Origin of the sequence: Wocania arenilitoris, from assembly GCF_021728535.1 — a bacterium.
Taxonomy (GTDB): domain Bacteria; phylum Bacteroidota; class Bacteroidia; order Flavobacteriales; family Flavobacteriaceae; genus Wocania_A; species Wocania_A arenilitoris.
The window spans coordinates 75,960-88,476 of record NZ_JAKKDU010000009.1 but is presented as its reverse complement, the minus strand read 5'-3'; the positions used below and the strand labels follow the sequence as shown (position 1 = coordinate 88,476).

Annotated in this window: 10 protein-coding genes and 1 tRNA gene; 4 read left to right on the top strand and 7 right to left on the bottom strand. The window is 32.4% G+C overall.

All coding sequences use genetic code 11. The annotated features are described in order from the left end of the window. A complete protein-coding gene (locus L3X37_RS09125) occupies nt 1-3,138 on the top strand; it encodes a DUF5107 domain-containing protein (RefSeq protein WP_237239869.1) in 3,138 nt (1,045 codons plus the stop codon). A 32-nt stretch (nt 3,139-3,170) separates the two neighbouring features. Here L3X37_RS09125 and yidD read toward each other — a convergent pair whose 3' ends face one another. The 6 genes from yidD to L3X37_RS09095 all read right to left on the bottom strand — a co-directional run bounded on the left by yidD (nt 3,171) and on the right by L3X37_RS09095 (nt 9,052). Continuing rightward, nucleotides 3,171-3,404: a membrane protein insertion efficiency factor YidD gene (gene yidD, locus L3X37_RS09120; protein ID WP_237239868.1), complete on the bottom strand. Its 234-nt coding sequence runs from the start codon at nt 3,402-3,404 to the stop codon at nt 3,171-3,173. Nucleotides 3,405-3,560: 156 nt separating this feature from the next. After that, nucleotides 3,561-5,045, bottom strand: coding sequence for a cysteine--tRNA ligase (gene cysS / locus L3X37_RS09115; RefSeq protein WP_237239867.1), 1,485 nt, complete (start codon nt 5,043-5,045; stop codon nt 3,561-3,563). A gap of 41 nt (nt 5,046-5,086) precedes the next feature. After that, the gene (locus tag L3X37_RS09110; protein ID WP_237239866.1) at nt 5,087-5,449 is read right to left on the bottom strand and encodes a four helix bundle protein; all 363 of its coding nucleotides are present in this window, start codon (nt 5,447-5,449) and stop codon (nt 5,087-5,089) included. 88 nt (nt 5,450-5,537) lie between these two features. Next, the gene (folE, locus tag L3X37_RS09105) at nt 5,538-6,215 is read right to left on the bottom strand and encodes a GTP cyclohydrolase I FolE (RefSeq protein ID WP_237239865.1); all 678 of its coding nucleotides are present in this window, start codon (nt 6,213-6,215) and stop codon (nt 5,538-5,540) included. A gap of 243 nt (nt 6,216-6,458) precedes the next feature. After that, complete coding sequence (locus L3X37_RS09100) at nt 6,459-7,961, bottom strand: OmpP1/FadL family transporter (protein ID WP_237239864.1); 1,503 nt, start codon at nt 7,959-7,961, stop codon at nt 6,459-6,461. A gap of 26 nt (nt 7,962-7,987) precedes the next feature. Continuing rightward, nucleotides 7,988-9,052, bottom strand: a complete 1,065-nt coding sequence (locus L3X37_RS09095; protein ID WP_237239863.1) for a hypothetical protein — start codon at nt 9,050-9,052, stop codon at nt 7,988-7,990. Between the two features lie 99 nt (nt 9,053-9,151). On the opposite strand from L3X37_RS09095, the gene proS reads away from it, so the two are divergent. The 3 genes from proS (at nt 9,152) to rpsT (ending at nt 11,092) form a co-directional block, all read left to right on the top strand. Then, nucleotides 9,152-10,630, top strand: coding sequence for a proline--tRNA ligase (proS, locus tag L3X37_RS09090; protein ID WP_237239862.1), 1,479 nt, complete (start codon nt 9,152-9,154; stop codon nt 10,628-10,630). A 114-nt stretch (nt 10,631-10,744) separates the two neighbouring features. Next, a tRNA-Glu gene (locus L3X37_RS09085) sits at nt 10,745-10,816 on the top strand. 24 nt (nt 10,817-10,840) lie between these two features. Beyond that, nucleotides 10,841-11,092 (top strand): 30S ribosomal protein S20, encoded by a 252-nt coding sequence (gene rpsT, locus L3X37_RS09080; protein ID WP_237239861.1) that lies wholly within the window; start codon nt 10,841-10,843, stop codon nt 11,090-11,092. Between the two features lie 66 nt (nt 11,093-11,158). On the opposite strand, the gene L3X37_RS09075 is transcribed toward rpsT, so the two are convergent. Beyond that, nucleotides 11,159-12,394 carry a hypothetical protein gene (locus L3X37_RS09075; RefSeq protein WP_237239860.1) on the bottom strand — a complete coding sequence of 412 codons (1,236 nt, stop codon included), beginning with the start codon at nt 12,392-12,394 and terminating at the stop codon, nt 11,159-11,161. Nucleotides 12,395-12,517 lie beyond the last annotated feature (123 nt).

Sequence of the window (12,517 nt, the reverse complement as noted above, 5' to 3'; positions counted from 1 at the left end):
ATGGAATTGTATTTTAAAAAAATGACTGTGTTCTTTTTTGGGATAAGTTGTTTCTTAGTATCAAATTTAGCACATGCTCAAACTGCTACAATTACTGAAGAAATAAAAAGTATCAAAACCTATGCGTTTGATGAACCCAATCCTCTTCCAATACTTAAAGAGAACCCTAAAATATATCCTTACTATAAATTTGAAGGTTATCAGCAAACGGCAAAAAATAAAGATTGGAAAGTTGTTACTTTAGAAAACGATTATATAAAATTATGGGTTTTACCAGAAGTAGGTGGTAAAGTATGGGGAGCTATAGAAAAATCTACAGGAGAAGAGTTTTTATATAAAAATGATGTACTTAAGTTTAGAAATATTGCAATGCGAGGACCTTGGACTTCTGGTGGAATTGAATTTAACTTTGGAATTATAGGGCATACTCCGGCTACAGCAACACCAGTAGACTATGTTATAAAAGAAAATAAAGATGGAAGTGTTAGCTGTATTGTTGGTACTATGGATTTACCCTCAAGAACCGAATGGAGAGTTGAGATTAATTTACAAAAAGACAAAGCTTATTTTGAAACAAAAGCATCGTGGTATAATCCAACACCGTTAAATCAGTCTTATTATAATTGGATGACCGCAGCTGCAGTTGCCAAAAATGATTTAGAGTTTTTTATACCAGGTAATAAATACCTTGAACATGGCGGGAATGCAAAACTTTGGCCTATTGATGAGGAAGGAAGAAACTTGTCTGAGTATAAAAATAATAATTTCGGACCGCATAAATCCTACCACATTGTAGGAGATTATAAAGATTTTTTTGGTGGCTATTATCATGATACAAATTTTGGTTTTGGTCATTGGTCTCCCTATGAAGAAATGCCAGGTCAAAAGCTTTGGCTTTGGGCTTTATCAAGATCTGGAGGTATATGGGAAGATTTACTTACCGATACAGATGGGCAATATATAGAGTTTCAAGCTGGTAGGCTTTTTAACCAATATTCTCCAGGAAAAGATATAAACCCTGTTACCCAAGCTAATTTTGATCCACATGCAATGGACACATGGCGAGAAATATGGTTTCCTTTTAAAGATATTAATGGGATGGTTGATGCTTCTGAGTATGGGGTGTTAAATGTTGAGCATTCTGAAAGCGAAATAGTTATTGGAGTTAATGCACTTCAAAAGTTAAATGAAACGTTAAAAGTTACAGTTAATGGGGAGGTAGTAGTTAATGAAAGGTTGGATATGAACCCGATGAATACTTTTTTCAGATCAATAAAATCAAAACCTACAGATAATATTAAAGTTGTTATTGGCAATAATAAATTGAAATACTCGACTAATAAAGATGAATATTTAATAAAAAGACCATTTTATTCAGATGCTGCACTACAAATTTCGGAAACACAAAAGTTATATACCAATGGTTGGGAAGCTCTCAAGTTTAGAGAGTATAAAAAAGCTTCGGAAAACTTATTAGCATTAATTAAAATAGATCCGTCACATCAAGAAGGCTTGGTTAAATTGGCTGAATTAGAGTATAGAAAAACTAATTATGATCAAGCTTTAAAATATGCAAATACGGTTTTAAGGCTAGACACTTACAATCCAGAAGCTAATTATAAAGCAGGAATTATATACCGAGCAAAGAAAGATTATGTTAACGCATTAGAATCTTTTGGATGGGCTGCTAGATCTACCAAATATAGATCTGTGTCTTATGCACAAATGGCAGAAATACATCTAAGATTAAATAATTATAATAAGGCTAAGGAATATGCCTCAAAAGCTTTAAATTTTAATACTTATAATCTTAATGCTAGAAAAGTATTAATGGTTTTAGCAAGAAAACAAAAAACGCATGAGGCTTTCAAAACTCAATTAGCTACTATTTTAGATATAGATCCTTTAAATCATTTTGCCGTATATGAAAACTATTTATATACTAATGGTAACACTTATAAATCAAGTTTGAATAGCGAATTTCCTGTTGAAAGAGCAATAGAGCTGGCTATACAGTATCAAAAAATAGGAGAAAATGATGAAGCGATTAATGTATTAAAAGATTTTAAAAGAGATGTAAAAGTAAAACTCTGGCTAGCCTATTTGTTAAAAGAAAAGAGCTCTCATGGTAGTAATCAATTATTAGAAGAGGTTCTTGCAATATCTCCTAATTTTGTTTTGCCATATAGAAGAGAAACAATTCCGGTATTAGAATGGGCAATTCAAGAAAAACAGCATTGGAAATTAAAATTCTATTTAGCTCAAAACTATATTGCTGTAGGACTGATTGATAAAGGAAAACAACTTTTAAAAAGTAGTTATAACAAGCCTGACTTTGATGTTTTTTATAGATTTAGAGCGATTTATTTAGAAAGTGAAAATTATACTTTTAGACTTCAAGATTATAAAAAAGCAATTGAATTAAATGGTAATAATTGGAAAGTATGGGGTGAGCTTATTCAATTTTATTTAATAAATAGTAAATATGATGAAGCATATGCCAATGGAAAAAAAGCGTTTAAAAAGTTTCCAAATAATTATAATATTGAATTATTATATGCAAAATCATTAATTGAAGTAAAAAAATATAGTCAAAGTTTAAAAATAATAAAAAATACTATTGTTTTACCATCTGAATTGGCAATGATAAGTAGAAATATTTATTTTGACACGCACGTGTTTTTAGCCAATCAATATATTCAAGAGAAGAAGTATACTAAGGCAATTCAGCTTTTAAAAGATTCAAAAGAATGGCCGGAACATTTAGGCGTTGGTAAACCTTATGATGTAGATAATAGACTTCAGGATTATTTACTAGCTATATGTTTCGAAAAACTAAAAAATGATGGTAAACGAAACAATCTATTAGAGGGTATAATTAATCATACAAATGCAAATAAGAGCGGACGTAGCATCAATAAATTATTTAATCTTTTAGCTCTTAAAAAACTAGGACGCAATGCTGACTTAAATAAGTTGGTGTCGACTCTAGAAAAGTCAACAACAAAGGATGATGTAACTAATAAGTTAGTACTGGCTATCTTTAAAAAAGATGATGAAAAATTTTCAGAATTGAAAAAGGAAAGTAACCTTAGTGAAGGTCTATGGTCACTTTTAGTAGCGTCTTCAGGATACTAGTTTTATTACTGCTTTATTAAATAAGAGGGGGCTTAGTTGTTATCCTTATCTGGAACAGGGTCATATCCAGTTCCACCCCAAGGATGGCAACTAAAAATACGTTTTATTGCTAACCATCCGCCTTTAAACAAGCCATGCTTTTTTAGAGCCTCTTTAGAATATTGAGAACAAGTTGGAGTATGTCTACAAGCCGCAGGTGTAAGTGGCGATATAAAAGTTTGATACACTTTTATTAAAAATAGAAAAGGAGCTATCAGTATTTTCATGTGTTTATATTTATTGTTATTCAACGGTCACATGTAACATCCTAAATAATCATTTGGTTGTGTGATTAAATATTAATCATGGATGTTTCATTAATGTATTATTTGTAAACTGTATGGTAGTTAAGTCGAAATAAACCAAAAGAACTTAAAAAAACACTAGTTTACCGAAAACGTTGTTCCGTCTTTACCGTCTTTAAGTTGTATGCCAACAGCGGCTAGCTTATTACGTATTTTATCAGATAATGCAAAATCTTTATTGGCTCTAGCTTCTTGTCTTAATTTAATTAAAATATCTATAGCTTTCGATAGTTTCTCTGTTCCAGATTCGTTATTTGTTGTTGTGTTTTCTAACCCTAAAACATCAAAAACAAAAGCATTTACAGTATTTTTTAAAGTTGATAAATCTTTAATATTTAAAGTTTCAGTATTTTCTTTTATTTGATTTATATACTTAGCAGCTTCAAACAGGTGGGCTATTAAAATGGGCGAATTAAAATCATCATTCATAGCATCATAACATTTCTGTTTCCATGCATTTACATCTATTGATGATGTTTCAGAGGCCTTTAAACTTTCCATTAGATTTACAGCATCCATCAATCTGTAAAATCCTTTTTCACTTGCTAATAATCCAGCATCTGTTAAATCTAAAACACTTCGGTAAGACGATTGAGCATTAAAAAAACGTATAACACTTGGGCCGTAAGCTTTACTAAAAATAGTATTGTTTCCAGATAGTAATTCATCAGGATTTATAGTGTTTCCTGTAGTTTTAGACATGCGTTGCCCATTCATTTCTAGCATATTGGCATGCATCCAATAGTTTACTGGACTTTTACCTTTAGCAGCTTCATTTTGAGCAATTTCACATTCGTGATGCGGAAATTTTAAATCCATTCCTCCACCGTGAATATCAAATTGTTCGCCTAAGTATTTGGTGCTCATTGCAGTACACTCTAAATGCCAACCAGGGAATCCGTCACTCCAAGGTGAAGGCCATCTCATGATATGTTGTGGTTCGGCTTTTTTCCAAAGGGCAAAATCTTGAGGGTTTTTTTTGTCGCTTTGTCCGTCTAGCTCACGAGTATTGTGAATTAAATCTTCAAGTTTACGTTTGCTTAAGATACCATAATCGTTAGTTTCGTTGTATTTATGAACATCAAAATAAACAGAACCATTTACTATGTAAGCAAAACCGTTTTCTAAAATTTTTTCGATTAGTTCAATTTGCTCAATAATATGTCCTGTAGCAGTTGGTTCGATACTTGGTGGTAAAAAATTTAGTGTATTAAGTATATTGTGAAAGTCTACAGTATAACGCTGCACAACTTCCATAGGTTCAATTTGCTCTAAACGTGCTTTTTTGGTAATTTTATCTTCGCCTTCATCAGCGTCATTTTCTAAATGACCAGCATCTGTGATATTACGAACATAGCGAACTTTATATCCTAAATGTTTTAGGTACCTAAAAACCATGTCAAAAGACATAAAGGTTCTAACATTGCCTAAATGTACATTACTATAAACTGTTGGTCCACAAACATACATACCAACGTAACCTTCGTTAACGGGTTTAAAGGTTTCTTTTTTACTAGTAAGTGTGTTGTATATTGTTATCTGTTGTTCTTTGTAGAGTTGCATTACCGTTATTTGTTTAGCTGTTTGTTGTTAAGTCGATGGAATTATGTTTTAAGAAAGTTATTTCGTAATGCGTTAATTTTATTGGTTATCGATTCAACTTCAAATCTAATATTTTTATAGTTTTCTTCTGAAATAAATTCTAATTCTTTTGAAATTATAGTTTGATTTAATAACTCTAGAGCAGAACTATAAGCTACGGTCATAAAATGAGCCTTATCTTTATTAGTTAATCTAGCAGTGCCTTCTGCAATATTTGAAGAAACTGAAACTGAGCAGCGCCTCATTTGAGAAATTAAACCAAATTTTTCTTCATTAGGAAATTCTTTTGTGTAGTTATAAACATTTGTAGCAAGTTTGATAGCTTCTTTCCAAACTTCTAATTTTTCAAACGAATATGTATGCATGTTTTTTGTTAAGTTGAATGTCGTTTAGTTGTTTAGCTGATTATTGAGTACAACTTTATAGCTTTACGACTAAACATCTAACATGTATTTAAAATTTGGTATCTAATTTAATGTAATCTAAAAATTCTCTGCGTGTTGCTTCTTCTTTAAATTTGCCTCCAAACTCTGAAGTTACTGTGCTGCTTTCAATATCTCTAATACCTCTAGAATTGACACATAAATGTTTGGCATCAATAACGCAAGCTACATCTTTTGTATTTAAAACCTCTTGCAATTCTTTAACCACTTGAATAGTTAAACGTTCTTGCACCTGTGGTCGTTTTGCAAAATAATCTACAATACGATTCATTTTAGATAAACCTACAACAGTTCCGTTTGAAATGTAGGCAATATGTGCTTTCCCTACTATTGGCAATAAATGATGCTCGCAAGTTGAATATACTGTGATGTTTTTTTCAACAAGCATTTCGCCATATTTATATTTGTTTTCAAAAGTTGAAGCACTTGGTTTTTTCTTAGGGTCTAAACCTCCGAAAATTTCTTTAACAAACATTTTTGCTACACGGTTTGGTGTGCCATTTAAACTATCGTCGCTTAAATCTAAGCCCAAAGTTTCCATAATATGGCGCACATCGTCTTTTATAATGTCTATTTTTTCTTCGTTAGAAAGTCTAAAAGCATCATGTCGCATTGGAGTACTTTCAGAAGTTCCAATATGTTCGTCTCCTAAAGATTCGAATTCTTCTAAATTTTTCTCAATTTTCATTTTAAAAAAGAAATCTTATTTAAGTCTGCAAAGATAAGCAAAACACTTTTGTTATGTTTTGTATTAACAAACAATTAATTACTCTATAACTCCACGATTTTTAATCGTGGTATCAAATTTAAACTGTCATTCTCGCGAAAGCTGAAATCTGTTGGTTTGTCTGTTTTTAATGATTTAATTACATTTAAAAGAAAAAGCTTGAATGTTTATATTCAAGCTTTTTTAAAATCGATTTATATTTTTCTAGATATTAAAGCTTAGCGACAATGTTAAATTAGAGTTTGTTCTATCAATTGTAGCAGCATCTGTTAAGCCAACATTATAAAGAGATGTTTGACTTGTTCTACTAAATTGATCGTAAGTAACATCTAATTTTGTGTTTCCAAAATTATAACCAATTCCAAGAGAATATCCTGTTAAATCTCCAATTGTAACGCCATCTAAATATGGGCTTTCTTCAAAACGATAACCGCCTCTAAAACTAAACTGTTTGTGCTTATACTCACCACCAATTCTATAGGTTGAAGCATCAGTAAGCATATTGCCAATGTTGTTATTTACATTTGTAAAATCGTTTTCTGGTTTAAATTTAATGCTGCCGTAATCTTTACGAGAATAGTCAAAACTAATTAATCCTTGTTTACCAAAAACATAGGCTAAACTACCGGTTAACTTTGCTGGCGTTTGTAATCTATATCTCGGATAAACGTTAATAACACCTTCAACAAAATCTAAATTAGGATCTGACTCATTAGTATCTATAAATTGAGTGGTTTCTTCGTCAATAGAATACCAAGTAGGTGAGTCGTAAGTAACACCAACTCTAAACTCAGGAGATAATTTCATAATTCCACCAAGCTGAAATGAAAAGCCATTACCTGTAGTAGAAAGGTTATTGTCAAAATCAATAAAGTTTATTAATCCACCATTAGCATTGTCTTCTTGTAAAGAGGTGCTTCTTTGATAGTTTATAAAATGAGAATTTAAGTTAATACCTAAGTATAAATTATCCTCATATTGAGCCGCTAGGTTAAATGTAATTTTTCCGTTATATCCAGTACTGGTATATAAATAATCGTGATCAAAAGTTCCATCTGCTAAATTGGAAAAATAACTTGTGTTATCATTATCATCATCAATATCTGGCTCAAGAATAAAGGCTTGATATCCTAAAAAAGCTTGTTGGTGAACAAACCCCAATGCATTACCAATATCTGCATAAGCATCTTCTTCAAATTCACCATCTAATAAAGAAATGTCACCTAATCTTATACCATCTGCATAATCTAAAAAGTAAAAATCTATAGACTGATTGTTGGTATTTGTGCCTACAGCATTCCAAACATCGTTATAATTATTAGTTCTTTCATAAGCAATACCTAAGGTGAATTTTTTCCAAGGAGAATCATTTCTACTTGCAAAAACAAATACTGCACCACCTTGATTGATATCAAAATCAGAGGTATTTGTGTTTGTTAATCCATTAAAATAATCTGCATTGTTATCTAAATCGATATTTGATCCAGTAAAAGATACATGACTGGTGGAAAAAACTGCAGATCCTGCTGGGTTTAAACTAACCGCACTCATATCGCCACCAAGAGCACCAAAAGCACCGCTTAAAGCTCTAAAACGAGCTGTTCCTTGAATTTCACTTTGCGAATACCTTAAGGCATCTGTTATATCTTGAGCGCATATTGTAGACATAGATATGATACCTATGAATAGTAAACTTAACTTTTTCATATATTAACTTTTTATTTTTTTAGATTTTATCCGCGTCTTCCTCCTCTTGAAGAACCGCCAGAACTTCTGCTACCTCCGCTAGAGCTTCTGCCACTTGACGATCTTACTCCAGAGCTGCTTCTACTAGAAGAAGATGAAGATCTGCTTGCTGACGGAGAAGAGCTTGAACTTCTTCTGCCTGTTCCATAATTATAACTTCTGTTGCTATTTGAAGAGCTTGTTGTGGTTCGGTTTCTTCTTACTGCGGGAGATGTAGATCTTGCAGTTGAATTCCTAGCAGGTGTTGCGGTAGAACTTCGTCTAACTACATTTGTTCCAGAACGAGTGTTTGTGGATCGATTTCTATTAACATTTGATGCAGAACTTCTTCTTGAAGAATAGTATCTTGAATTTGATGAGTTTGAAGCCACTGAGCGTCTTGAATAAGCACCACGTCTACTGGCGTTATAGGCTATATTTCTATTGTAATAATTTCTATTACCATAGAATCCTCTGTAACCACCCCAAAAATTATTAAAGGCTAAACCACCATAAAATCCTCCTCCAAAAGGCGGACACCAAAACGGATCATTCCAACCAAAACCAGCATTCCAGCCCCAGTTATTCCAACCCCAGCGATTCCACCTATTCCATCCCCAATTATTCCAACCCCAGTTGTTCCAACCCCAGCCAAAACCAGCATTCCAACCCCAGTTGTTCCAACCGTTGTCAATATAATTTATGGTAACTTGATTACTATTTTGACCCCATCCTGCATAACCTTGATAGTTATTCGCAATGGAATCATTTTCAACGTAATCATTACCTACATATGAATCAATATCTGTAAATATAGCATCATCAGCTAAATTATCGTATTCTAAAGATTTTGTTTTAAAGTAATTTTTGTAGTAATCACTTTGTGTGTTGTTATTATCATTAGTAACCACTACTTGTGGTTCTTGTTGCTGTACAGGTCTTTCTGGGGCACCATAAATACCATCGCTGTCAACTCCTACGTATTGATAAGAGCCGCATGATGACAAACCAATTAGCAAGCCTAAGATTGCTAAAAACGGCATTTTTCTTTTTAAGTAGTTATTAAATTGCATATCTCTAGAATTTTATTGTTGAACATAACAAAAATAGTTAGTTTTGCTGAACTATTTTTTTATTTAACATAATCACAATATTTGTGCCAAAATATTAATATGAGCAAAAAACTTACGAGTAGAGCAGAGGATTACTCAAAATGGTATAACGAATTGGTTGTTAAGGCTGATTTAGCGGAGAATTCAGCAGTAAGGGGATGTATGGTAATTAAGCCCTACGGTTATGCAATTTGGGAAAAAATGCAAGCAGAATTGGATAAAATGTTTAAAGAAACAGGACATCAAAATGCTTATTTTCCTCTATTTGTACCTAAAAGTTTGTTTGAAGCTGAAGAAAAAAATGCTGAAGGTTTTGCTAAAGAATGTGCTATTGTAACACATTATAGGTTACAAAACGATCCTGACAAACCAGGGAAATTGCGAGTAGATCCTGAAGCTAAATTAGAAGAAGAGCTCATTGTAAGGCCTACAAGTGAGGCTATAATTTGGAACACTTACAAAGGGTGGATTCAATCTTATAGAGATTTACCAATATTAGTAAACCAGTGGGCAAATGTAGTGCGTTGGGAAATGCGTACACGTTTATTTTTGCGTACTGCAGAGTTTTTATGGCAAGAAGGACATACCGCTCATGAAACTAAAAAAGAAGCTCTAGACGAGGCCGCTTTAATGAATAATGTCTATGCTGCTTTTGTAGAAAAATTTATGGCTATTCCTGTAATTCAAGGTTTAAAAACGGAGAGTGAGCGTTTTGCTGGAGCAGAAGAAACCTATTGTATTGAAGCATTAATGCAAGACGGGAAAGCTTTACAAGCAGGAACATCACACTTTTTAGGTCAGAATTTTGCCAAAGCATTCGATGTTAAATTTGCTAATAAAGAAGGTAAACAAGATTATGTTTGGGCAACCTCTTGGGGCGTTTCTACAAGGTTAATGGGAGCGCTTATTATGACGCATAGCGATGATAAAGGATTAGTATTGCCGCCAAACTTAGCACCTTACCAAGTAATAATTGTTCCTATTTTTAGAAATGATGAGCAATTTGAAGCTATAAGTAAAGTAGCTGAAGATGTTATAAGTGACCTTAAAGAGCGAGGGATATCAGTAAAATTTGATAAACGAGACACATTGAGACCTGGTGCAAAATTTGCACAGCATGAATTACAAGGTGTACCATTACGTATTGCTATAGGGCCAAAGGATTTGGAAGATGAAACCGTTGAAGTTGCTAGACGCGATACTTTAACTAAGCAAACCGTAATTTTAGATAGAATTACAGTGGTAATTGAAAATTTATTAGAAGAAATTCAAGAAAGTTTATTTAAAAAGGCTTTAGATTTTAGAGATACTCATATAACAGAAGTGGATAATTTTGAAGATTTTAAAACCATTTTAGAAACTAAAACAGGATTTATTTCGGCGCATTGGGATGGCACAGCAGAAACCGAAGATAAAATTAAAGAACTCACTAAAGCAACTATAAGGTGTATTCCGCTAGATGCTAAAGCGGAAGAAGGTGTTTGTGTCTATTCTGGGAAGCCTTCAAATAAGCGTGTTTTATTTGCAAAAGCGTATTAGATTAAATTTTTTTCAAAAAAGTTTAATCTACTGTTGCAACATTTAAAAATAGTTGTATTTTTGCATCCGCAATGGAAACGTTGTAGGTTCATTTAAATATAGAATAAACCAAATGGCCCGTTCGTCTATCGGCTAGGACGCCAGGTTTTCATCCTGGTAAGAGGGGTTCGATTCCCCTACGGGCTACAATTTTAATAATAAAAAGAACACATGGCAAATCATAAGTCAGCATTAAAGAGAATAAGAAGTAACGAATCTAAGCGTTTGGTAAACAGATACCAGCATAAAACAACGCGTAGTGCAATTAAAAAGTTACGCGAGTTAACGGATAAGAAAGAAGCTGAAAAAATGTTTCCTACTGTAGTTTCTATGCTAGATAAATTAGCTAAGAAAAATGTTATTCATGCTAACAAAGCAGCTAATCTTAAATCTGGTTTAGCAAAACATATAGCTGCTCTTTAATTTGCTTTAAAGTTTAAAACATTCAAAAGCTTCTCAATAATGGGAAGCTTTTTTTATGCAAAACTTTTATAGTCGTGTATTTATTATATTATTGAATGCAGATCCAAATGTATAGGTTACTCCAACTGAGAACCCTAATTCAAAATCTGTAGCAATTTGTTTTTGTTGTAGAAGTACATCTTCAATTGACGCATCTCCAGCTGGTAAATTTATTTGATCATGAATAAATTCTAAATTACTAGAAAACCTAACGGAAAACCCTTTTAAAACTCGAATTGATAAACTGCTGTAAACTTGTAATCTGTTTTTTGAAAAATCTTCTAAAAAGCTTGAAGCTCTAATTCTTGAGTAAATATTACCCCAAGGTTGTCTATATCTAGCTTGTATATCAAATGAGTGATTAAAAATAAACTCATTGTCTTCTCCAAATATGGTTGTCTCAATGTAATTGTTATAAAAACCACCTATTTTATAAGCAAAGGTTATCTCTCTTTTAAGGACTTCGTCGTATGGATAAATATTGTATTCTATTGCGGGATAAAAACCACCCGAAAAATCTAAATTAGTATAAGTGTCATGTCTGCTATTTACAAATATTCCAGTAGACCAATGTTCTGAAAGACTTTTTACAACACTAGCAGACCCCCAATACCGTTGTCTTGAACTCTTGAATTCTTCATCATTACGTATAAATCGACTTTCAGTTTGATTCATTTGTAAATCTGCTCTTATTCGCCATTTTTCGGTTACTCTATCGCTTTCAAAACCAGCTCTATATTCAAATCTTTTACGGCTAGCTTCTTTATCAAAACTTGCACTCCCATAAACTTCAAAAATCCAATTCTTCCAAGGATCTTCTATTTCTTGTTCTGTGTTTTCAGTTTCTCCATTTATTTTATAAGTGATTTTATCAGCTAAATCAGATTCAATAACATATTTTATCAACCCTTTCTTTATAACAGAAACTATTTGATTTCGTATTTCATCTGATGTCATATTAGGATTAGAATCAAAGGACAAATTGTTGGTTATATTTTTAAAAGATGAGCTTCCAGTAAATTCTAATTTATAGGTTCTTCCTCCGCTACCATTAACAATATCATATATGAAAAGCTGAACGTTTGCTAGACCTTGATCTCGCACATGATTGATATATTTAATTTCTTGCCTTATGTAGTTTTCATCACAATTGCATTCTACAAAAAATTTGATGCTTTCTTTTTCCTCAGACTGCGCAATGGATATAAGAGGAACTAGAAAAATTAAAAATAAAAAGCTTCGAATAAATTTAGATGCCAACATAATTAGGTAAAACTATAAATTGGCGGTAAATATATGTTTAATGTGTAAATGAAAAAATGTCTAAGGCTAGAAAGCAGAAATCTGTAGCTGAACAACAATATGACTAATTAAAAAAGCCCTAAC